Annotated in this window: 23 protein-coding genes; 14 read left to right on the top strand and 9 right to left on the bottom strand. The window is 62.3% G+C overall.

The genetic code is table 11. The features are described from left to right. The first annotated feature begins 35 nt into the window (after nucleotides 1-35). Nucleotides 36-275, top strand: a complete 240-nt coding sequence (locus BW940_RS07110; RefSeq protein ID WP_076608507.1) for a hypothetical protein — start codon at nucleotides 36-38, stop codon at nucleotides 273-275. 45 nt (nucleotides 276-320) lie between these two features. Here BW940_RS07110 and BW940_RS07105 read toward each other — a convergent pair whose 3' ends face one another. The 3 genes from BW940_RS07105 to BW940_RS07095 all read right to left on the bottom strand — a co-directional run bounded on the left by BW940_RS07105 (nucleotide 321) and on the right by BW940_RS07095 (nucleotide 2,524). Then, nucleotides 321-950, bottom strand: coding sequence for a uracil-DNA glycosylase (locus tag BW940_RS07105; RefSeq protein ID WP_076608506.1), 630 nt, complete (start codon nucleotides 948-950; stop codon nucleotides 321-323). Nucleotides 951-1,064: 114 nt separating this feature from the next. Continuing rightward, on the bottom strand, nucleotides 1,065-2,141 hold the full coding sequence (locus BW940_RS07100; protein ID WP_076608505.1) for an Mrp/NBP35 family ATP-binding protein: 1,077 nt from the start codon (nucleotides 2,139-2,141) through the stop codon (nucleotides 1,065-1,067). Nucleotides 2,142-2,203: 62 nt separating this feature from the next. Continuing rightward, nucleotides 2,204-2,524, bottom strand: coding sequence for a hypothetical protein (locus BW940_RS07095; RefSeq protein ID WP_076608504.1), 321 nt, complete (start codon nucleotides 2,522-2,524; stop codon nucleotides 2,204-2,206). Nucleotides 2,525-2,695: 171 nt separating this feature from the next. Here BW940_RS07095 and BW940_RS07090 point away from each other — a divergent pair, with 171 nt between their 5' ends. Beyond that, entirely contained in the window at nucleotides 2,696-3,547 is an 852-nt protein-coding gene (locus BW940_RS07090) for a translation initiation factor eIF-2B (RefSeq protein ID WP_076608503.1), read from the top strand. Nucleotides 3,548-3,815: 268 nt separating this feature from the next. Then, nucleotides 3,816-5,102, top strand: a complete 1,287-nt coding sequence (locus BW940_RS07085; RefSeq protein ID WP_076608502.1) for a TIGR00341 family protein — start codon at nucleotides 3,816-3,818, stop codon at nucleotides 5,100-5,102. 17 nt (nucleotides 5,103-5,119) lie between these two features. Here BW940_RS07085 and BW940_RS07080 read toward each other — a convergent pair whose 3' ends face one another. Continuing rightward, entirely contained in the window at nucleotides 5,120-5,827 is a 708-nt protein-coding gene (locus BW940_RS07080) for a ThuA domain-containing protein (protein ID WP_076608501.1), read from the bottom strand. A 267-nt stretch (nucleotides 5,828-6,094) separates the two neighbouring features. Here BW940_RS07080 and BW940_RS07075 point away from each other — a divergent pair, with 267 nt between their 5' ends. The 5 genes from BW940_RS07075 (at nucleotide 6,095) to BW940_RS07055 (ending at nucleotide 11,774) form a co-directional block, all read left to right on the top strand. Beyond that, on the top strand, nucleotides 6,095-7,216 hold the full coding sequence (locus BW940_RS07075) for a Gfo/Idh/MocA family protein (protein WP_076608500.1): 1,122 nt from the start codon (nucleotides 6,095-6,097) through the stop codon (nucleotides 7,214-7,216). Nucleotides 7,217-7,520: 304 nt separating this feature from the next. Then, a complete protein-coding gene (locus BW940_RS07070) occupies nucleotides 7,521-8,804 on the top strand; it encodes an ABC transporter substrate-binding protein (RefSeq protein ID WP_084776737.1) in 1,284 nt (427 codons plus the stop codon). Nucleotides 8,805-8,820: 16 nt separating this feature from the next. After that, nucleotides 8,821-9,741, top strand: coding sequence for a carbohydrate ABC transporter permease (locus tag BW940_RS07065; RefSeq protein ID WP_076608498.1), 921 nt, complete (start codon nucleotides 8,821-8,823; stop codon nucleotides 9,739-9,741). Next, nucleotides 9,741-10,610, top strand: a complete 870-nt coding sequence (locus BW940_RS07060) for a carbohydrate ABC transporter permease (protein ID WP_076608497.1) — start codon at nucleotides 9,741-9,743, stop codon at nucleotides 10,608-10,610. The genes BW940_RS07065 and BW940_RS07060 overlap by 1 nt, the downstream gene beginning before the upstream one ends. 21 nt (nucleotides 10,611-10,631) lie before the next feature. Beyond that, entirely contained in the window at nucleotides 10,632-11,774 is a 1,143-nt protein-coding gene (locus tag BW940_RS07055) for an ABC transporter ATP-binding protein (RefSeq protein WP_076608496.1), read from the top strand. Here BW940_RS07055 and BW940_RS07050 read toward each other — a convergent pair whose 3' ends face one another. The 3 genes from BW940_RS07050 to BW940_RS21735 form a co-directional block, all read right to left on the bottom strand. After that, nucleotides 11,775-12,554, bottom strand: a complete 780-nt coding sequence (locus BW940_RS07050; RefSeq protein WP_076608495.1) for a DUF4013 domain-containing protein — start codon at nucleotides 12,552-12,554, stop codon at nucleotides 11,775-11,777. Between the two features lie 129 nt (nucleotides 12,555-12,683). Further along, nucleotides 12,684-13,415: an archaeal proteasome endopeptidase complex subunit beta gene (psmB, locus tag BW940_RS07045; protein WP_076608494.1), complete on the bottom strand. Its 732-nt coding sequence runs from the start codon at nucleotides 13,413-13,415 to the stop codon at nucleotides 12,684-12,686. A gap of 149 nt (nucleotides 13,416-13,564) precedes the next feature. Next, the gene (locus BW940_RS21735) at nucleotides 13,565-13,735 is read right to left on the bottom strand and encodes a hypothetical protein (RefSeq protein WP_173834860.1); all 171 of its coding nucleotides are present in this window, start codon (nucleotides 13,733-13,735) and stop codon (nucleotides 13,565-13,567) included. A gap of 313 nt (nucleotides 13,736-14,048) precedes the next feature. Here BW940_RS21735 and BW940_RS07040 point away from each other — a divergent pair, with 313 nt between their 5' ends. The 3 genes from BW940_RS07040 (at nucleotide 14,049) to BW940_RS07030 (ending at nucleotide 16,391) form a co-directional block, all read left to right on the top strand. Next, nucleotides 14,049-14,402 carry a DUF555 domain-containing protein gene (locus BW940_RS07040; protein ID WP_076608696.1) on the top strand — a complete coding sequence of 118 codons (354 nt, stop codon included), beginning with the start codon at nucleotides 14,049-14,051 and terminating at the stop codon, nucleotides 14,400-14,402. Nucleotides 14,403-14,504: 102 nt separating this feature from the next. After that, nucleotides 14,505-15,044, top strand: a complete 540-nt coding sequence (locus BW940_RS07035) for a CBS domain-containing protein (RefSeq protein ID WP_076608493.1) — start codon at nucleotides 14,505-14,507, stop codon at nucleotides 15,042-15,044. A 129-nt stretch (nucleotides 15,045-15,173) separates the two neighbouring features. Further along, nucleotides 15,174-16,391 carry an MFS transporter gene (locus BW940_RS07030; protein ID WP_076608492.1) on the top strand — a complete coding sequence of 406 codons (1,218 nt, stop codon included), beginning with the start codon at nucleotides 15,174-15,176 and terminating at the stop codon, nucleotides 16,389-16,391. 94 nt (nucleotides 16,392-16,485) lie between these two features. On the opposite strand, the gene BW940_RS07025 is transcribed toward BW940_RS07030, so the two are convergent. Both BW940_RS07025 and BW940_RS07020 read right to left on the bottom strand, forming a co-directional pair. After that, nucleotides 16,486-17,487, bottom strand: a complete 1,002-nt coding sequence (locus BW940_RS07025) for a transcription initiation factor IIB (protein ID WP_076608491.1) — start codon at nucleotides 17,485-17,487, stop codon at nucleotides 16,486-16,488. Nucleotides 17,488-17,731: 244 nt separating this feature from the next. Further along, the gene (locus BW940_RS07020) at nucleotides 17,732-18,706 is read right to left on the bottom strand and encodes an aldo/keto reductase (protein WP_076608490.1); all 975 of its coding nucleotides are present in this window, start codon (nucleotides 18,704-18,706) and stop codon (nucleotides 17,732-17,734) included. Between the two features lie 128 nt (nucleotides 18,707-18,834). Between BW940_RS07020 and BW940_RS07015 the strand changes: the two genes are divergently transcribed. The 3 genes from BW940_RS07015 to BW940_RS07005 all read left to right on the top strand — a co-directional run bounded on the left by BW940_RS07015 (nucleotide 18,835) and on the right by BW940_RS07005 (nucleotide 20,061). Continuing rightward, on the top strand, nucleotides 18,835-19,248 hold the full coding sequence (locus BW940_RS07015; RefSeq protein ID WP_076608489.1) for an SRPBCC family protein: 414 nt from the start codon (nucleotides 18,835-18,837) through the stop codon (nucleotides 19,246-19,248). 95 nt (nucleotides 19,249-19,343) lie between these two features. Further along, entirely contained in the window at nucleotides 19,344-19,694 is a 351-nt protein-coding gene (locus tag BW940_RS07010) for a winged helix-turn-helix transcriptional regulator (RefSeq protein WP_076608488.1), read from the top strand. 124 nt (nucleotides 19,695-19,818) lie between these two features. Next, complete coding sequence (locus BW940_RS07005) at nucleotides 19,819-20,061, top strand: amphi-Trp domain-containing protein (protein WP_076608695.1); 243 nt, start codon at nucleotides 19,819-19,821, stop codon at nucleotides 20,059-20,061. The last annotated feature ends 97 nt before the right edge of the window (nucleotides 20,062-20,158 follow it).

The following is a 20,158-nucleotide window of genomic DNA, read 5'->3' as shown; positions in this document are numbered from 1 at the left end:
GACGAATTATAGTGGTGGGCTGTCTGCAGTCGGCTATGGACGAGCAATCAGGAACACGATCGATACCCGGTTCCGTCGGCCTGCTTGGCACGCTGATCGTCGTCGGACTGGTGGTACTCGGAAGTTGGAGTTTCGTCGACGGCGTCGTGCTCGAGTCGGCTGGCGAATACGCGGCCTCGACACTCGGTGTGTTGGCAGTGACAGCTATCGTCGTCGGACTGCTAATCGTGCTTGGTGCGCGATCCAAGCGATGGCGCGAAGGCCCGTACTGGTAGTGTCGATCGGTGACGATCGGCCGCGTTGGATGGCCGCGTCGGCTGTTATCGATCCCGCTGTCCTTTCGTCTGGCGATAGTCCGAGGCCATCAGTTCGACGAACGCCTCGAGCCACGCCTGGGTTTGCTCGGCGGACTGCTCGCGCGGGTCGATCATGGGGACGAGTTCGAACCCGCGGCCACGGATGCGCCGGCCGTGATCGGCTGGCAGCGAGAGTTCCTCGGCCGGCATCGTCGTATACTCGTCGCCGAGCTCGGCGAGGGCGCGCTCGCCAACGGGAACGAGGATGTGGGGGTTGATCGACCGGATTTCGGCGTTGAGGAAGGGCTCGCAGTTACCGATCTCCTCGTCGGTCGGCTTGCGGTCGGGGTCGCGACAGCGCGTGAGATTCGTCAGATAGGCGTTCTCGATGACGGGCTGGTCGATCGGCGAAGTCGAATCACAGAAGCCGAGTCGCTCGAGCAGTCGCCGAAGGGTCGTTCCCGTGTTGCCGTCGTCGCCGGTTGCTGGCGTTTTGCTGCCGGGGGTGGCTGCAAACGGGACGCCAGTCTCATCCGCGCTGGCGGTCGGTCGCTCGCCGACGAATAAGAAATCAGCACCGACGTCGCCGTAGCCGTGGACGACCTGTGTTCGTGTCTCACAGAGTGCCGGACAGTTCCGACACGTCTCGTCCATGCCGTAGGGGTTCGCTCGAGAGCGTTGATGTGCGTCCACACTCGAGTGTAGCCGTGCGCTCGCAAAAATGACGCGGCTACCGACGGCAAAACAGCGGTCTGTCGACGTCGCTCGTTATTGATCGCTCGAAACGGCTTCGTTGCGTCTGGTCTGAGAGACGTTGCGTCGCTGAACGATCCCGGTGTTGTTCGCGACGTTTTGGGTGAGCGTCCGGAAGGCGTCGGCGGTGTCATTGTCCGCTCGGAGGATGGTCGGCTCACCGCCGTCACCGCCCTCGCGGACGACGGGATCGAGCGGAATCGAGCCGAGAAACGGCATCTCGTGTTCCTCGGCGAACCGCTCGCCGCCGCCGGAATCGAAGATATCGTGTTCGCTGCCGCAGTCGGGACAGGCAAATGTCGACATGTTTTCGGCGATGCCGAGGACGATGGTATCGTGTTCGGCGAACATCTCGAGGCCCTTTCGTGCGTCGTCTAAGGCGACGTCCTGGGGAGTCGTGACGATGACAGCACCCGTGACGGGCATCGTCTGGAGCATCGTCAACTGCGTGTCGCCCGTGCCCGGCGGCAGATCGACGATGAGATAGTCGAGATGGCCCCACTCGACGTCCTCGGTGAGTTGCGTGATGATTTTGTGGACCATCGGCCCACGCCAGATGACGGGGTCGTCCTTGCCGGTCAGGAACGCCATGCTCATCAGCTTCACGCCGTACTTTTCGGGCGGCACGAGCGTTTCGTCTTCGGTCGCCATCGGCGGCTCGTCGGCGTCGACCATCCGCGGCACGTTCGGCCCGTAGACGTCGGCGTCGAATAGGCCAACCCGAGCCCCCAGTTGTGAGAGTCCGGCAGCGAGGTTGACCGCGACGGTCGATTTCCCCACCCCTCCCTTCCCGGAGGAGACGGCGATAACGTTCTTGACGTTCGGGAGGACTTGCTCCTCGCTGGTGAGGTCGTCCCGGTCCGGAATACTCGCCGAGAGATCAGGCTCGAGCCCCTCCTCTACGAGCAGTTCGCGGATCTCACCGGCAATCGAACTCTCCGTTGGGGAGTAGGGAGCCCCGAGTGCGAGATCGATGTCGACCTGTTCGCCGTCGACGGTGATGTCGTTGACCAGTCCGAGCGACACGATATCGTCGCCGAGTTCCGGATCGTCGACCGTCCGGAGGCGGTCGCGAACGGCGGCTTCGTCCATGTCCGGAGGTAGGTCCCGCCGTCGAAAAGGGTTGTGTTCGCGGGAGCCTACGATCGAAACCGCTACCCGTTAAAATCGAATCGGGGGCCACCGTAGGTCGCCGGATTCGGGTCGAATTCGACGCCCTGTTCGTATCGGACGAAGTTGAGGTAGAACGGACGGCCACAGCCCTCGGTTTCGGTTCCCTCGAGGTCGGTGACATCGTCTTCGCCACAGACGAAGGCGATGCCGTCGGCTGACTCGCGCTCGTCGTCGTCAGGCGTCGCGTACTCCCAGCCCGGTTGGGTGAGTTTCGTGACCGACCGATCCGCGAGATCCGGCGGTCGCTCGAGGCTCACGACGGCGCCACAGTGGGGACAGGTGTACCGGACAGTGACAGTCATCGGTGGATAGAGGGTGTGTAGCGACGTAAGTCTGCGGGCAAACGGGCTGACTGCGTCTCGTTTGCCGACTCGCAGACGGGCACACACGGAGTCACGGTCGAATCGCCGGACTGCGCGTGAACACTGCCGATACCCGGAACACCTTTTGCGCTCACGGGAATCCATGCAGGTATGATCGACGAGACGGTCGAGGAGATTCAGGAAATGCAGACGCACAGCTCCTCGGTAATCGCCGTAAACGCGACACGGGCGCTCGAGGAACTGCTCGATCGGGAGTTCGCAACCGTCGAGGAGTACACTCGGTCGCTCGAGCGAAACGGGACGGTGTTGCGGCGGGCAAATCCGTCGCACGCGTCGCTGCAGACCGCAGTTAGAGAGGTCGTCGATGACGTCAGCGACGCCGATCTGGACACTGTCGAGGAGGCAAAACAGTACACACAAGAGAAGATCGACACGGTCATTTCGCGAGTCGAATCAGGCAAGCGGCTGGCGGCCGAAAACGCCGTCGAGCACCTCGAGGACGGCGCGACGCTGTTGACACACGACTACTCCTCGACGGTGCTCGAGGCCATCGAGCAAGCAGTCGAGGCCGGCAAGTCCTTCGACGTCTACATCACGGAAGCCCGCCCGCGCTATATCGGCCGCAAGACGGCCCGCTCGCTGGCCGAGATCGACGCCGTCGAGACCACGCTCATCACCGACAGCGCACACGGCGTCTACCTCGAGGAGTGTGACCGCGTCGTCGTCGGCATGGACTGTATCGTCGACGACACGCTGTACAACCGTGTCGGCACGTTCCCGATCGCGGCGACGGCGAGCCAACTCGACGTCCCGATGACCGTCCTCGGCTCGGCGTCGAAAATCGTCAGCGAAGGATTCGTCTTCGAAAACGAGTTCCGAACGGGCAGCGAAGTCATGCCCGAACCCGCCGACGGCTTCGCCGTCGAAAACCCGGCCTACGACGCGACGCCGGTCTCGCTGCTCGAAAGCGCCATCACGGACGAAGGCCGCCACGAGTTCTGACAGCGCTGTGGCCGTGCGTGCTCCGGCGGAGACGCGCTCAGTTCTCGCTGCTGGTGACGGCCCGACGAACGAGGCGGTCGACTGTCGGCACAACCCGGCTTTCTGTGGCCGAAAGCACTGACACGGAGTCCTGACACTCTTTTATGGGTGGCGACAGTCTATAGTAGCCACTGTCCATCAATGCATACCGCATCGCACGACCGCTGTGCGATGCGTGTGTAAATCGGGTCAGTTGTTACTATATGTCTGTGTCCGTCGTAGCAGGCGTATGCGTCTCGTACAGGTGTTCGTCCCTCAGGGCGAACTCGAACTCGTCCTCGAAACGGCGGCGGCGACGGGCCTTGATTATGCCGTCACCGAGGAAACGAGTCGCGGGGAGTTCGAGGCGCTCGTCTCGGTTCCCGTGCCGCCAGCCGCTGTCGAGCCGTTTCTCTCGTCGCTTCGAACCGCCGGCCTCGATGAGGATTCGTACACGGTCGTCACGGCTACGGAAACGGTCGTCTCGAATCGAACGGGCGAGTTGACCGGCCAGTTCGTCGGGACCAGGATCTCTCGAGCGGAACTGCAGGCACGAGCAGCGGATCTCGCACCCGCCGCATCGACGTACTTTATTTTGCTCGTGGTGAGTACGGCCATCGCGACGGCCGGGTTGTTGCTCGATTCCGCGGCAACGATCATCGGAGCAATGGTCGTGGCCCCGTTGATGGGGCCGGCACTGGCGGCAAGCGTCGGCGTCGTCGTCGACGACGACAGGCTCGCGACGCGCGGTGTCAGCTTACAGGTCGCCGGGCTCGTCGTCTCGGTTGCCACGGCAGCGGCGATCGGCTGGACGCTCAGGGGGACGGTGTTGCTCCCGCCCGGGTTCGATATCACGACCGTTCCACAGATCTCCGAACGGATCACGCCGAACGTGCTCGCGCTCTTTCTTGCACTCGGCTCCGGCGTGGCTGGGGTCGTCAGTCTCACCCGCAACGTCGGGTCGGTGCTCGTCGGTGTCGCGATCGCTGTCGCCCTCGTCCCGCCCGCGGCCACCGCTGGACTCGGTATCGCCTGGGGGCATCCGATGGTAGTCGTCACCGCGGGCACGCTCGCTCTCGTGAACCTCTTGTCGATCAACCTCACCGCACTGATCCTGTTGTGGGTCTCGGGCTACCGTCCGGACCGATCGGATCGTGTCCAGCGCGCCTACGGACAGTTGCGCTCGCGGATCGTCGTGCTCCTCGTGGCAATTGCGCTGCTGTCGGTCGTTCTCGGCGGCGTCACGTACGGAACCTACCAGACTGCCGCCGTCGAACACGACGTCAAGACCGAACTCGAGGCGATGAGCGCCGACACTGCGTTCGACGACCTGCAGTTCCGAGAGAGCGACGTCGCCTACGAACTCGTAGACGTCTACACCGGCGGGCAGCCGGAGGTCACCGTCCTCGTCGAGCGGCCACCGGGCGACCGGGAGTCGTCCGGGTTCGCCGACGTGGTGCGCGAGCGACTCGAGGCAGCGACCGGGGTCGACCTCGAGGTGGTCGTCGAACTGGTCGATACGCAGCGAAGTGGGTAATCGACACCTCGTCGCCGTTACGCTCGTTCGCCGAACGTTCGCGGCGAGCCGTCGGTCGGACTCGCCCAGTCGACGGCGTTTCGAAGCACTTGCTGGACGGTGTCGTGCTCGTAGATCGGATACGTCTCGTGGCCCGGCCGGAAATAAAAGATCCGGCCGCTCCCGCGTCTGTAACAACAGCCGCTGCGAAACACCTCCCCGCCTTCGAACCAGCTGACGAACACCAGCCGGTCGGGTTCGGGAACGTCGAAGGGCTCGCCGTACATTTCGGTTTGGGGCAACTCGAACGACTCGTCCAGCCCGTCGGTGATCGGATGGCCGGGATCGACGACCCAGAGCCGTTCGGTCGCGCCGTCCTCGCGGTACTGTAAGCTACAGGTGGTCCCCATGAGTCGCTTGAACGGCTTCGAGTAATGACCCGAGTGGAGAACGATGAGTCCCATCCCCTCGAGCACCCGTTCGTGGACGCGGTCGACGACGGCATCATCGACCTCGTCGTGGGCCTCGTGGCCCCACCACAGCAAGACGTCCGTCTCCGTGAGGACGTCCTCGGTGAGGCCGTGGTCGGGTTCCTCGAGTGTCGCCGTGTGGATATCGTGGTCGGCCCCGTCGTGGTCGGCCAGGCCATCCGCGATCGTGTTGTGAATGCCATCCGGGTAGACCGCCGCGGCAGCCTCGTCCTCGCGTTCGTGGCGGAACTCGTTCCAGATCGTCACTGTCACCATTAGTCCTGTCGTCGAGGGCAAACTCCTTAGCCCGGCTGGTAATCGACTGCGACTGTCAGTTTAAAATATACAATTACAACAAATTATATACCCTATACATCCATCATATTTTGCTATGGTGTAAAATCCAGGCCAGTAGTGCAGATTAATCAGTCATAACGCTTATTTTGATTCCCCACTGCCTCTTCGTATGGACTGGGATCGCACGCAAACGATGGTTTCTCACGATATGTCCACAGTACTCATCCAACAATCGGTGATTTCTCGATGAACGAGAGCCGACCCGGAATCGGTATCGGGATCGTTGGCCTCGGTGGGATGGGGCATCTCCATGCACGCAGTATCACGGACCTCGGCGCTGACGTCGTCGCCGGTGCCGACCTCGTCGAAGCACAACGCCAGCGCTTTGCCGACGAGTTCGGCGCGGCGACCTACGAAACACACGAGGGACTCGTCGCCGACGACGACGTCGATGCCGTCATCGTGACGACACCCAATCGGTTTCACGAACCGATCGCCGTCGACGCACTCGAGGCCGGCTGTGATGTGCTCGTCGAGAAGCCACTCGCTCACTCTCTGGAAAGTGCCGAGCGAATCGCCGAGACGGCAGCCAGAACGGGCGGCATCTGTATGGTCGGCTTTCACAACCGCCACGCCGCGTCGATGGCGATGTTCGATGAGCACCACGCCCGCGGCCGGTTCGGCGAGCTCACCCACATCGAGGCGAACTACGTTCGACGGCGCGGCGTTCCCGGCCCCGGCTCGTGGTTTACCGACCCCGAACTCGCCGGCGGCGGCGCATTGCTCGATATCGGCGTTCACGCCCTCGATCTCGCCCTCTACGCGCTGGATTTCCCCGAGATTACGGAAGTGTCGGGCGTCGCCAGGACAACGTTTGGACACGACGAGGAGTACGCCGACCCGGACGGTTTCGGCGATAACTGGGACGCCGAAAGCGAGACGTACACGGTCGACGACTCCGTCAGCGCCTTTATTCGCACTGCCGACGGGCAGACGATCTCGCTCGAGGCCGCGTGGGCAACCAACCGCGAGGAGAGCATGGACTTCCGAGTGCGCGGCACAGAGGGTGGCGCGCAGTTCGATATCGGTGACACCACCCTCGAGATCCTGGAGACGGGTACGGCCGGCGGTGATCACTACGCCGACTCGACACTGACTGGCGACTCGTCGCTGACCGGCTACACCGGACAGGATACCCAGTTCCTCGAGGCCGTTACGACGGGGACGCCACCCGAGACGAACACCCTCGAGGAGGCGTTGACCGTCCAGCGGGTAATCGACGCCATCTATCGCTCGAGCGAGACGGGACAGGCGACCGCGCTTGAGGTGCCCGACGTCGCAGTCGAACAGCGACCACGAATGGATTGACGGTTCGAACCGATGGGGCAGACTCTCGAGGTGGCTCGCTGGGACAGGAACGAGTCGTTCCGATCGAAGTGCTGTCGGAGACCGGCGAGTGATAGCTTCCTGAAATCGAGTACCAGTTTCAGGAAAAGCGTAAATAATAACTCGGCTTACATTGCTATCCACCGACACCTGAATGTTTACCAACACTATCTGTAGTGTGAATACGTATCAAAGGTGTTAATACACTGTTTCTACTCAATATCACGATAGAAGGTTGACTATGATTCGAAGAAATTCTACAGGAAGCGGTCGATCGCGGAGAGCTATGTTGCAGGCGACAGGTGCTGTCGGACTGGCTGCGTTCGCTGGCTGCCTTGGCGGCGGCAGCGAGGCCGGAAACCTCGATGAACTGCTCGAGGACGACCCTGACGAGTTCGAGGCACTCGAAATCGGCCACTGGTGGACCGCTGGTGGCGAGGAAGCGGCTTTCGAAGCGCTCATCGAAGGCTTCGAGGCCGAATACCCCGATATCGAGGTCGACTCCTCGCCCTCGCCCGGCGGCGCTGGAAGTGCACTCGAGACGGATATCAAGAACCGCGTCGTCGACCAGAACCCGCCGAGTACGTTTCAGATCTGGCCTGGGCAGGCACTCACCGAGTACACCGACGAGGATCTGCTCTACGACATCGACGGCCACGTCTGGAACGACGAGATGCGAGAGGCGTATCTCGACGGCCCGATCGACGTCTCCCGACCCGACGGCGAGTTCGTTGCCGTCCCGATCAACATCCACCGGCTGAACAACCTGTTTTACAACGTCGACGTCGTCGAGGATGCCGACGTCGATCCCGAATCGCTCGAGAGCCCGAGCGACCTGCTCGAGGCGATGGAAGCCGTCGACGACGCCGGCTTCGTCGGGATGGCCCAGCAGACTCAGTCGGCGTGGTCGACGATGCAGCTGTGGGCACAGGTGCTGCTCGGCGAGTACGGTGCGGACGTCTACGACTCGTTCATCGAGGGCGACCTCGAGGCGGTCGAGTCGGAGATTCGTGCGTCGCTCGAACTCGTCGTCGAGTACAGCGAGTACTTCAACGAGGATGCGAGCTCGATGAACGACTGGGACGATGCAAGCGACTACATCAACACGGGCGACGCGGCCTTTTTTCATCAGGGCGATTGGGCTGCTGGCCAGTACGAGGGCGAAGACGACTTCGAGTACGGCGAAGACTGGGACCACGTTCCGTTCCCCGGTACCGACGGCATGTACGCCCTGAACATGGACTCGTTCGTCTTCCCGAAACACAACCCGTCACCGAACGCCACGGTCCGGTTCCTGCAGTACGCCGGAACGACCGACGCACAGGAACGATTTAATCCACACAAGGGTTCGATACCGCCGCGTACGGACGTCTCCGACGAAGCGTTCACGCCGTTCTTGCAGGATCAGATGGCCGACTTCGAGGCGTCGACCGAACAGCCGCCGTCGGTCACTCACGGTCTGGCAGTGGCCCCATCGATCCAGACGGACGTCGAGGGCGCGTTCGCCAACTTCATCGACAACTGGGATGTCGACGAGACGTACGACGATCTCGTCAGCAGCTTCGACTAACAGCACTGTCTGAGCTATGGATTCGTTACGAAATTCGATCAAACGACTCAATCCGCTGTCGGCGAGCGACAGCGACTTCTTCGAGTCGATGCCGTTCTGGCTGCCGGCGACGGCGCTCGTGTTGTTGTTCGTCTACGGAGCGATCGGCTGGAACGTCATCATTTCGTTTACCGGGTGGTCCGGTCTCGGACAGCCCGACTACACGAACTTCACGCTGGAAATGTATCGACAAATGCCGTCGGATCCGAACTTTATGGCATCCCTCCGGAACACGGTTGCGCTGCTCGTCGCTTTCACCGGCGTCTCGCTGGTCGTCGGGCTCGGGCTCGCGTTGCTCGTCGATCGCAAGATCCGTTTTGAGAGCACGTTCCGGACGATCTATCTGCTGCCGATGGCGCTGTCGTTCGTCGTCACCGCGATCTTCTGGTCGTGGATGTACGCCTCGAACGGCCTGATCGATACGATGTTAAACGGTATCGGACTCGGCTGGCTCAGCCAAGACTGGCTCGGCGATCCGCGATTCAAACTCGCCGCGGTGATCGTCGCGCTGATCTGGCAGTTCAGCGGCTACTGTATGATCGTCTATCTCGCCGGCTTACGCTCGATTCCGAACGACCACTACGAGGCCGCACGGATCGACGGCGCGTCGACGCTGAAGCTGTACTGGCGGATCATCATCCCCCAGCTTCGTTCGTCGACGGTCGGCGCGACCGTCGTCCTGATGGTGTTCGCGCTGAAGGCGTTCGACTTCATCTACGTCATGTTCGGCACCAACCCGGGTCGATCGGCGGACATCCTCGCGGTCACGATGTACCGTGAGGCGTTCTCCTCGAGCGAGTGGGCCTACGGCGCTGCGATCGCCGTCGTCCTCTTCGCGCTCGCGCTGACGATCATCGGTCCCTACGCCTACACGCAGTACAAACGAGGTGCACTCTAATGGCAACGACAACGGACGACAAAAGCGAGCAGACCGACACGGAGACCGGACTCGAACTGCATCGCGTCGCCCTCTATGGTGCCCTGCTCGCGCTCGTCGGCGCGTATCTGTCGCCGCTGTATAGCGGGCTGACGACCGCGTTCAAGACTCAGGAGGCGTACCGGAACACGTCGCCACTGCAGCCACCGATCGAGGGGGTTACGATCGACCCCTGGCTGACGGCCGGTAGCGAACTGGCGTTTGCGATGGTCAACAGCTTCGCAATGGTGATTCCGGCCGCAGTGCTGTCGGCCCTGTTCGGCAGCCTCACGGCCTACGGGCTGACGAAAGTCGACTGGCGCGGGCAGGTGTTCGTGCTCGTGTTATTCCTCGCAGCGGTCTTTATTCCATACCAGGCGGTGCTCGTCCCGCTGCGACAGTTCTGGTCGATGGTTGGCCTCTCGCAGGTCCACCCCCGCGGTGAACTGGTCGAACTGACGATCACCCACATCGCGTACGGGATTCCGATCTGTACGATCCTGTTCCGATCGTACTACCAGACCCTCGACAGCGAACTCATCGAGGCCGCCCGCCTCGACGGCGCGAGTCTCGCCCGGATCTACCGGAAGATCGTCCTCCCGCTGTCGCTGCCGATGTTCGCCGTGACGCTGATCTACCAGTTCACGCAGGTCTGGAACGATTTCCTGTTCGCACTGGTCTTGCTCAGCAACCGGTCGAACTACGTCGTCACCCTCGAGTTGAACGCACTCCAGGGGTCGATGGCGACGAACTACAGCGTTCAGATGGCCGGAGCGTTCATCGCGGCGCTCCCGACGATTCTGGTCTACATCCTGTTCGGCGAACAGTTCGCCAAGGGGCAGACGTTATGACACACAACAGAGGCAGATACAATGGCTGACCTACAACTCGACGACGTAACCAAAGTATTCGTAGAAGACGACGGGAACGAGATTACCGCCGTCGACGAGGTATCGCTAGCGATCGACGACGGGGAGTTTCTGGTTCTCGTCGGCCCATCCGGCTGTGGCAAATCGACGACGCTCCGAATGGTCGCGGGGCTGGAAACCGTCAGTGACGGCGCGATTCGCCTCGACGGCTCGGTGATCAACGACGCGAAACCCGCCGAGCGGGACATCGCGATGGTGTTCCAGTCGTACGCGCTGTACCCGCATATGACTGTCCGTGAAAACATGTCGTTCGGCCTCGAGGAGTCGACCTCAATGCCCGACGAGGAGATCACGGCCACGGTCGAAGACGCTGCAACGATGCTCGGCATCGACGACTTGCTGGATCGGAAGCCGGACGACCTCTCTGGCGGACAACAACAGCGAGTCGCGCTCGGGCGGGCGATCGTCCGCGATCCGGAGGTATTCCTGCTCGACGAACCGCTCTCGAATCTCGACGCGAAGCTCCGCGCGCAGATGCGAACGGAACTCCAGCGCCTGCAGGAAGACCTCGGCGTCGCGACGATCTACGTCACCCACGACCAGACCGAGGCGATGACGATGGCCGACAAGATCGCCATCTTGAACGACGGCCAGCTCCAGCAGGTCGGCACGCCGCTGGAGTGTTATCACGAGCCCGCGAACCTGTTCGTTGCCAGCTTCATCGGGGAGCCGTCGATGAACTTCTTCGACGTGAGCCGTGACGGGGAGACGCTCGTCCACGACGACTTCGCGTACGACCTCACACCCGAGACGGCGAGTGAGCTAGGTGACCACGACGAACTCGTGCTCGGGATCCGGCCCGAAGATATCGAGCTCCGCTCGACCCAGGACGACACACACAGCTACGAGACGTTCGTCGACGTCGTCGAACCGATGGGCAACGAGAACAACGTCTATCTCACGTTCGACGCCGACTCGACGGAGACGTTCGTCGCGACGATCGACGGCCTCCACCATGTCGAGGAGGGACAGTCAGTGATCGCCCACGTGCCAGAAGACGCCATCCACATCTTTGATCGTGCCAGTGGCACCGCGCTTCGAAACCGGACTCTCGACACGCAGACGATGCCTGAACCGCAGCTGTAGTCACTCCGTTTCGATTTTACGGCTATTCGTTCCCATACTCGTTCTTCCGTAACTCCCCGCCGTCGCGTTTCGATAGCCACGAGCGACGAGTCGAGTAGCGACCACGTGGGCGTAAAACGTCACGAACACGGCGACGACGCCGAACAGCGTTGCACTCGAGAGCGCCGTGAGGAGAAACGCCCAGCCCGGGATGACGACCAGCGAGGCGAACAGCCAGGCGGTGGCGTAACTGCTGTGGCCGAGTACCGATCGAGTACGCCGGAGATCGACAGCCCCACGAAGGGTCCCGTTATCGGCGAGTCGGCCGACTGCTGCCGGGTAGCTGTAGCCGAAGGCGAGGACGACGACCAGCACGATCGTCGACGCCACAAAAAACAGTACCGTGCCCATGAAGCCAGCGGACTCGAGCGAGAACGGAGCCTGTAACAGCCCGCCGATGGTGATGGCGATGACGACCAGTGGCACGACGGCATAGCCGAGCGAGAGGAGACACAGCCGACTCCCCTCACGCAACACGGTCCCTGCCGGTCGAAATGTGGGTGGGCTGTCGTCGCCGTCGATAGTTGTCTCGAACACTCGGAGGAGATAGCCGAGTAACGCGACCCCGAAGACGGCTGCAAGCCCGACGAATAGCGCCGAGAGCAGTGACGGGTACGCAGCCGCTCCGAACTGGAACAGGATGGCGGTGATGATCCCCAGTAGTCCACCGACAGCGAGGCGATCGATCGGCCGATCGCCCCGGAACGGATATCGCACACCTTCCTCCAGTAGCAGCGCCATTACCGGTCAATGGGGGGACTGTCGTAAAACGATTTCAATCATCACTTCGAGTTCGGATACTGGTTCAGTGCCTGTGAGAGCCAGCGCTGGGCACTCGTAGTCGCCTGATCGAAAGACTGCTCGACCGCTTTAGAGAACTTCGTCGAAGTCGTGGTGGCCGTGGATGTCGACGCCGTCCTCGGTGATCTCACAGAGGAAGACACCGTTCCCGGAGCCAGTGTCGCGCTCGACGGCCGATTTGATGCCGCGGGCGGCGACCGTCTTTGCCTCCTCGTTGGACATGTCGTCCTCGTAGGCCTGCTCGAGATGGCCGTAGGCGAGTTGCATCCCGGAGCCAGTGACGGTGTAGTCGTCTTCCATGACGCCGCCGGCTGGGTCGATGCTGTAGACGTGAGAGCCCTCGTCGTCGACGCCGCCCAGAATCGGGTTGATGGCGAAGAACGGACCACCGCGGGCGAAGTTCCCGGCGAGCGTCGCGAGCGCGTCGATGTTCATGTCTTCGCCGCGACGGGCCTCATAGAGGTTGACCTCGGCACGGAGACTCGAGATGAACGACTGGGCACCACCGACGCTACCGACCAGGGTCAGCGCAGCGGTCGGGTGGATCTGTTCGACCTTCTGGACGTTCTTGTTCGAGACGAAGCGGCCGCCGAGGCTGGCGCGCATGTCCGTCGCGATGACGACGCCGTCGGCGGTCGAGATACCGATCGTCGTCGTGCCGGTCTTGTTGACGTTGTCGAGATCGGCACGCGAGAGATCGTTTTTCGGCATCGAACCGATTTCGGGCTCGTAGGGGTTCGGGTCGTCGGCCAACTGGTCGACGGTACGGGAGAAATCCGAGTTGTGTTGCGGTGCTCGCATTGATCGAACGTTACGACCGGAACGGTATAAAACACCGGCGGTCACCACGGCGGTTTCCGCTTTCCGAGCCGATACAGAGACCGGCGGCTGTCCGGCAGTACGATCGACGACAGAACTGGTGTGGTTCGATCCCGGTGTGCGTTATCCCATTATGTGTGGCTGGCCTCGTAGGCCTCCTCGAGGTTTCCGAGGATGCGGTGGATTGGCAGGGTAACCCCAGCCTGGCGGGCGGCGATTGCGAGTGGCATTGCGGCGATACCGATCACAATGCACAGTTGGTACAGTGCGAACAGGGTCGCGTGGTACACGCGGGATATCATCGACGTTCACTCTGGCCCAGACGAGGGGTATATATAAAGATTACTGAAATCCTCAGTTCATAATGGTTGTTCACTCGGTGCGAGGTCGCCGCAGTCATGCGATTAAACTGTGGTTACACTCGAGACAACTCGAGGCGGACTCGAGGCGAGATCCGACTAAGCAGGTGACAATCGACTCGCACAATTCTCGTAACTTATGGGCATCATCCGGCTCACGTGCGCACCGCGGGCGCGTCAAATCTACGTTCGAGTCGCCGCTTCCACGCTGGCGACGAATCGCAAGACAGGTGGTTCCCCGGACCGACCACGACATATGACCAATTATATCGTCGCGATGGAAGCGGCATGGCTGGTTCGTGACGTCGACGAGATCGACGACGCGATCGGTGTCGCCGTCAGTGAAGCCGGAAAACGACTTAACAGCGAAGACATGGACTACGTCGAAGTCGAGGTCGGGGCGACGGGCTGTCCGGCCTGTGGCGAGCCCTTCGACTCCGCGTTTATTGCGGCCGACACCGCACTCGTCGGCCTCGGCCTCGAGATGGAGGTCTTCAACGCCGACGGCGAGGAACACGCCTCCCGGATCGCAAAGAGCGAAGTCGGTGGCGCGCTGCGGGACGTCCCGCTTTCGGTCGTCGAGGTCATCGAAGTTCCCGACGAGGACTGAGTTTCCGTCGGACCGTCGCAGGCACGCCCGCTTGCGAGAGACAGAGCGGCGAACTGGGAATCGACCCAAAACATTTTCTATAACCCTTAGTTATTGTAGCGTATGGAACTCCCGACGCCCGCGGATCTCCGTCAGCGCCGAACCGAACTCGGGCTCACCCAGAGCGAACTCGCTGATACGGCCGACGTCTCCCAGCCCTTGATCGCTCGGATCGAAGGCGGCGACGTCGATCCGCGACTCTCGACGCTCCGTCGAATCGTCAACGCACTCGAGAAGGCCGAAAGCGACGTCGTCCGCGCCGACGACCTGATGAACGAGGCCGTCGTCAACGTCTCGCCTGACGATCCCGTCAAGGAAGCCGCCCGAAAGATGGAGGAGGAAGCCTACTCCCAACTGGCCGTCATTCAGGACGGGATCCCCGTCGGCTCGATCAGCCAGAGCGACCTCGTACATCTCGATTCCGAGGCTCGGGACGAATCCGTCGACGAACACATGAGCGAGAGCTTCCCGACGGTGTCGAAAGACGCCACCTTGGACGAGATCAGCAACCTCCTCGAGCATTACAAGGCCGTGATGATCACCGAGGCCGGCGAGACGGTCGGCATCATCACCGAGGCGGACATCGCCGCCCGATTCTCCTAACCGGCGAGCAACGACTGTTGGCCGCCGCTCATTGGTACTGACCGTACTCGAGCAGGGCCTGGCCGGAGCACGGCCTCTCGAGTCGTGGGCCACACTATTTATATCAGCTATCCGTTGTATGTCTCGTCAATGGCAGCGGTTACTAGTACCAAGTGGCGCACACTTGTGCTGATCGGGATCGCCGAACTGTTCGCGATGACGTTGTGGTTCAGCGGGACCGCTGTCGGGCCGGAGCTGGCTGATCTGTGGGATCTCACACCTGCCGAGACGGCGTGGCTGACCAACGCTGTCCAGCTCGGGTTCGTCGTCGGGGCGTTGCTGTCGGCCTCGCTGACCATCGCCGACGTCGTTCGCCCGCGATACCTCTTTGCAGGGAGTGCGTTCGTCGGTGCGGCGGCGACGGCGCTGATCGCCGGTGTCGTCGAGAGCGGGCTCCCGGCGATCGGTCTCCGATTTCTCACCGGCGTTGCGCTCGCCGGCGTCTACCCGACGGGAATGAAGATGATGGCCTCGTGGTTCATCAAAGGCCGTGGGCTCGCGATCGGCGTCCTCGTTGGCGCGCTCACCGTCGGCTCTGCCTCGCCACACCTGCTCCGGGCCGTCGGCGGGATTGGCCAGCCACGCCTCGTTCTGTATGGGACGGCCGCCATCGCAGCCGTCGGTGGCCTCCTCGCATTGGCCTACGAGGACGGCCCAAACCAGCCCGAAACGGCTCCCTTCGATCCGGGCGCGATTCGCCGGATCGTCTCCGATCGCGGTGTCGCCCTCGCCAACACCGGCTACTTCGGGCACATGTGGGAGCTGTACGCGGTCTGGACGTGGATTCCGGTCTTTCTCCTCGCCAGCCTCGAGGCCAGTGGGACGCCGAATCCCGAGCGATGGGCGGCGCTGCTTGCGTTTGGCACGATCGCGATCGGGGGCGTCGGCGCGTGGCTCGCCGGCTCGGCCGCGGATCGGGTGGGCCGATCGATCGTCACGAGCGCGTCGATGGTCGTCTCCGGGGCTGCGTGTCTGCTTGCCGGCGTGGTCTACGGCTCGTCGCTGGCGATCATTACGCCGTTCGTGCTTATCTGGGGCTTTTTCATCGTCGCGGACTCCGCACAGTTTTCCACAGCGGTCTCGGAACTCGCCGACGACAGCTACGTCGGCTCCGCGCTGACACTCCAGACGGCCATCGGTTTTCTCATTACCATCGGGTCGATCCAGCTCATCCCCATCGTCCAGCGGGCCGTGGGCTGGCAGTGGGCGTTCGTTCCCCTCGCGATCGGGCCGCTGATCGGGACGCTGGCGATGCTTCGGCTGCGTTCTCGGCCGGAAGCGGCACAGTTGGCCGGTGGCCGTGGATAGCGTCCGTCTGTCGGGACGACGTCGATCACGGACCATCGAGCGAGCACGAAACAAAAAACCGCGTAGCGAAACACAGCAGTGCGTGTCTCGCTCGTCAGTCGTCTGCTGGGGCCTCGAGTTCGTGCTCGAGCAGCTCCTGATACCGGTTGCGGATCGTTACCTTGCTGACGTCGGCGGCATCCGAGACGTCGTCCTGCGTGAGGTCGTCGCCCGTCAGCCGGTCGGCCGCGTAGATCGCCGCCGCCGCGAGACCAACGGGATGTTTGCCGCTGTGCAGCCCCGATTCCATCGCCCCCTCGAGCAGTTCGTGGGCGCGTCGTTCCGTCTCCGAGGAAATCTCGAGCGTCGAGGCATACCGCGGGAGATACTCGAGTGGATCTGGCGGTGCCATCGGCAGTTCGAGCTCTCTGACGAGATAGCGGTAGGCTCGGGCCGCTTCGAGGTAGTCGATCCGGCTGACGGTCGCGAGTTCGTCGATCGACCGCGGCACACCCGCCTGTCGAACGGCGGCGTTCAGCGCGGCCGTCGCCATCCCCTCGATCGATCGGCCGGGCAACAGGTCCTCCTCGAGGGCGCGTCGGTAGATGACGCTCGCGGTCTCTAAGGCGGCGTCTGGGATCCCGAGCGCCGACCCCATCCGATCGATTTCGCCGAGGGCGTGTTTCAGGTTCCGATCGGTGGCGTCACGCGTGCGGAACCGCTCGTCCCAGGTTCGGAGCCGCTGGAACTGCCGGCGCTTTCGGGCTGAGAGAGTGCCGCCGTAGCCGTCCGTGTTCCGCCAGTCGATCGTCGTCGAGAGGCCGCGATCGTGTAGCATATTCGTCGTCGGCGAACCGACGCGGGACTTCTCGTCGTTCTCGGTGGCATCGAACGCGCGCCACTCCGGGCCGCGGTCGATGCGGTCCTCGTCGACGACGAGGCCACAGTCCTCACAGTGTGTCTGATCATTGTGAACGAGCAATCGGCCGTCGCACTCGGGGCAAGTCGTCGTCTCCGTGCTGTCGGCCGAAGACTGGCTCCGTGCTTTCTCGGACGGTGATTGCTCGCTCGCGCGCTCCGCGGTCGCCGGTGGCGAATCGAATTTCGTGTGTGGCATTATCCTGAATGACGTCGCTGGCCGGGACGCCGGCGTTGCGCTCGGTCGAACGGCGGCTCCGGTCGTCGGTATCTCTTTCGTTGTAAACGAACACTAATTATGCTTTCCCCGAATTAGGGTTTGTAGAAACCATATACGGTTTACAAACGGCAAATGTTGTATTAGAAAATCGAAACGGGACTATCGCTCGAGCGACAGCGCTCGCATTCCGTCCGAACGATCGACCGGCAGAAGACGTGCGGCGCTACTCGTGGCCCGAGACCTCGACTGGCTCGTAGGGTTCCTCGAGGTAGGCCAGCTCCGACGACGACAGCGAGATTTCGAGCGTCTCGACGGCTTGCTCTAAGTGTTCGACGCTCGTCGTGCCGATGATGGGGGCGTCGACCCACTCTTTATGGAGCAGCCACGCGAGCGAAATCTGGGCCATCGTCACGCCCTTGTCGGCGGCGACTTCGGCGACGCGGTCGTTGATCTCCCGACCGCCGCCGTCTCGGTAGGGGTGGTCGTACATGTGTTCTTCCGTCTCGCCGCGCGTCGTGGCGTCGATCTCCTCGTGCGGGCGCGTGAGATAGCCCCGGGCCAGCGGCGACCACGGCATGACGCCGATATTCTCCTTGTCACAGAGGGGCAACATCTCGCGTTCCTCCTCGCGATAGACGAGGTTGTAGTGGTTTTGCATCGTGACGAACCGCTCGAGGCCCAGCCGATCGCTCGTGTGGAGCGACTCGGCGAACTGGTGGGCCCACATCGACGAGGCCCCGATGTGGCGGACGTGGCCCCGTCGAACGGCATCGTCGAGCGCCCGAAGCGTCGTCTCGATCGGCGTCTCGTCGTCCCAGCGGTGGATCTGGTAGAGATCGATGGTGTCCATTCCCAGCCGCTCGCGGCTGGCGGCGAGTTCCTGCTCGATCGCCTTCCGCGACAACCCGCCCGAGTTCGGGTCGTCCTCGCGCATCTGGAAGTAGCCTTTCGTCGCGACGACCGACGACTCGCGGTGGCCCGCTAGGGCCTCGCCCAGAATCCGCTCGGACTCGCCGTTCGAATACATGTTCGCCGTATCGAAGAAGTTGATCCCGAGATCGATCGCCCGGTCGATGATCGCTTTGCTCTCTTCGTCTTCTAAGACCCACTCGCGCCAGTCGCTCGAGCCGAAGCTCATGCACCCGAGGCAGAGCCGGCTGACTTCCATCCCGGTCGAACCGAGTGTTGTGTACTCCATACGAGAGGGACGCATGCCGGTCAAAAAACAGTATGTGTCGTGACCCACGACGAACGACCTCCCGGACGAGATCGCATCCGTGGCGGTGGAAACCTCCATGTCCACGGCCGACGTAGCAGTCAGTACACATGACTCGCCTCCAGGCCGCACAGACGCCAGATGGCCACCGCCTCGAGGTCTCACAGGTCCTCTCAGTGCCTGCAGACGACGCCTGGGATGTACTCGTCGATACCGCCCAGTGGCCGGAGTGGATCCCGCTCGTGACCGGCGTCGAATCGACCGACCGTCGGATCGAAAGCGGAACGAGCGGGCGAGTGCAGGTCTCCGGTGTCTGGGTGCCGTTTCGGATCACCGACTGCTCGCGTTCGGATCGGCGCTGGAGCTGGCGCGTCACTCGCGTTCCGGTCGCGACCCACCGGGTCGAAGCCCTCAGTGCCGACCGGTGTCGGGTCGTCTTCGAACTCCCGCTGCACGCCGTCGGCTCCGTTCCCCTCTCGCTTCGCGCACTCGAGTCACTCGAGTCGGTCCTCGAGGGTGAATGAGTGTGTGACTCGCCCGACACAGCTAACGTCGTGTTAGCTGGTTCGGACCCGAACTGCTAAAGTCGTCCACGGCGTAGCCACAAGCAGAGCGTCGTATGTCCTCTCCACAGACTGAATCCCGCGACCAGAACGCCGCCTGTCCCGTCATCGAGTCCCTCGAGCAGATCGGCTCGCAGTGGCGACTGGCCGTCCTCCACGAACTGCTGGCCGGCGAACAGCGCTTTAACGAACTCAAGCGCTCGACCGGTGCGAACGCGCGTACCCTCTCCCGTGTCCTCGACGACCTCGGCGAGATGGGCTTTGTTGAACGCCGCATCGAGGAGGACGCACCGATCGCGACCTACTACAGTCTGACCTCGAAAGGGGAGTCGCTCGAGCCGGTGTTCGACGAAATCGAGTGCTGGGCCGGCTCGTGGCTCGATGACGCCGAATTCGAGGCTCGATGACGTCGGGTCTCACTCAGTTTCACTGAGACCGTATGAGACACCGTTACAACCGATACTGTCCGCGCTGTCAACTCGAGAACAATCTCTGGAAGCTTTATCACGCGAGTTGATGTCATACCGGGTGATGCCTGAAGAAGAACTGTTCAAACTCGAGGAGTCACGGACCAGAGCTGAAATCGCCGAAACACTCGTTGACGCTGCCGAACAGATCGAGTCCGGAGCCGTCCAGTTAGAAGAGCCAACGGCGGAACAACACGTTACGATTCCCGAAACCCCGCAGTTCGAAATCGAACTCGAGCGACTCACCGATTCGGAAACCGGGGAGGAGCGGTACGAACTCGAGTACGAGATTCGGTGGACGGCCTGACAGAGACACCCGCTCTGCTATGCGGTTTTCAGACACTAACAGCGGCGTTTTACTCGCCGTCTCGAGTATCGATCCAGAGTCTGGTTTCCGACTCGAG

Origin of the sequence: Natronorubrum thiooxidans (assembly GCF_900156475.1) — an archaeon.
Classification (GTDB): domain Archaea; phylum Halobacteriota; class Halobacteria; order Halobacteriales; family Natrialbaceae; genus Natronorubrum; species Natronorubrum thiooxidans.
Note: the sequence above shows the minus strand (reverse complement) of the source record. Positions and strands in the feature narration are given on the sequence as shown.

Excerpts from the sequence above, each read along its gene's own strand:
- BW940_RS07085 (WP_076608502.1), top strand. The coding sequence starts at position 3,816 with ATGCGTCTCGTACAGGTGTTCGTCCCTCAGGGCGAACTCGAACTCGTC.
- BW940_RS07070 (WP_084776737.1), top strand. The coding sequence starts at position 7,521 with ATGTTGCAGGCGACAGGTGCTGTCGGACTGGCTGCGTTCGCTGGCTGC.
- BW940_RS07015 (WP_076608489.1), top strand. The coding sequence starts at position 18,835 with ATGACTCGCCTCCAGGCCGCACAGACGCCAGATGGCCACCGCCTCGAG.
- BW940_RS07030 (WP_076608492.1), top strand. The coding sequence starts at position 15,174 with ATGGCAGCGGTTACTAGTACCAAGTGGCGCACACTTGTGCTGATCGGG.
- BW940_RS07040 (WP_076608696.1), top strand. The coding sequence starts at position 14,049 with ATGACCAATTATATCGTCGCGATGGAAGCGGCATGGCTGGTTCGTGAC.
- BW940_RS07005 (WP_076608695.1), top strand. The coding sequence starts at position 19,819 with ATGCCTGAAGAAGAACTGTTCAAACTCGAGGAGTCACGGACCAGAGCT.
- BW940_RS21735 (WP_173834860.1), bottom strand. The coding sequence starts at position 13,735 with ATGATATCCCGCGTGTACCACGCGACCCTGTTCGCACTGTACCAACTG.
- BW940_RS07080 (WP_076608501.1), bottom strand. The coding sequence starts at position 5,827 with ATGGTGACAGTGACGATCTGGAACGAGTTCCGCCACGAACGCGAGGAC.
- BW940_RS07075 (WP_076608500.1), top strand. The coding sequence starts at position 6,095 with ATGAACGAGAGCCGACCCGGAATCGGTATCGGGATCGTTGGCCTCGGT.
- BW940_RS07100 (WP_076608505.1), bottom strand. The coding sequence starts at position 2,141 with ATGGACGAAGCCGCCGTTCGCGACCGCCTCCGGACGGTCGACGATCCG.
- BW940_RS07020 (WP_076608490.1), bottom strand. The coding sequence starts at position 18,706 with ATGGAGTACACAACACTCGGTTCGACCGGGATGGAAGTCAGCCGGCTC.
- BW940_RS07090 (WP_076608503.1), top strand. The coding sequence starts at position 2,696 with ATGATCGACGAGACGGTCGAGGAGATTCAGGAAATGCAGACGCACAGC.
- BW940_RS07095 (WP_076608504.1), bottom strand. The coding sequence starts at position 2,524 with ATGACTGTCACTGTCCGGTACACCTGTCCCCACTGTGGCGCCGTCGTG.
- BW940_RS07025 (WP_076608491.1), bottom strand. The coding sequence starts at position 17,487 with ATGCCACACACGAAATTCGATTCGCCACCGGCGACCGCGGAGCGCGCG.
- BW940_RS07110 (WP_076608507.1), top strand. The coding sequence starts at position 36 with ATGGACGAGCAATCAGGAACACGATCGATACCCGGTTCCGTCGGCCTG.
- psmB (WP_076608494.1), bottom strand. The coding sequence starts at position 13,415 with ATGCGAGCACCGCAACACAACTCGGATTTCTCCCGTACCGTCGACCAG.
- BW940_RS07065 (WP_076608498.1), top strand. The coding sequence starts at position 8,821 with ATGGATTCGTTACGAAATTCGATCAAACGACTCAATCCGCTGTCGGCG.
- BW940_RS07010 (WP_076608488.1), top strand. The coding sequence starts at position 19,344 with ATGTCCTCTCCACAGACTGAATCCCGCGACCAGAACGCCGCCTGTCCC.
- BW940_RS07105 (WP_076608506.1), bottom strand. The coding sequence starts at position 950 with ATGGACGAGACGTGTCGGAACTGTCCGGCACTCTGTGAGACACGAACA.
- BW940_RS07035 (WP_076608493.1), top strand. The coding sequence starts at position 14,505 with ATGGAACTCCCGACGCCCGCGGATCTCCGTCAGCGCCGAACCGAACTC.
- BW940_RS07060 (WP_076608497.1), top strand. The coding sequence starts at position 9,741 with ATGGCAACGACAACGGACGACAAAAGCGAGCAGACCGACACGGAGACC.
- BW940_RS07050 (WP_076608495.1), bottom strand. The coding sequence starts at position 12,554 with ATGGCGCTGCTACTGGAGGAAGGTGTGCGATATCCGTTCCGGGGCGAT.
- BW940_RS07055 (WP_076608496.1), top strand. The coding sequence starts at position 10,632 with ATGGCTGACCTACAACTCGACGACGTAACCAAAGTATTCGTAGAAGAC.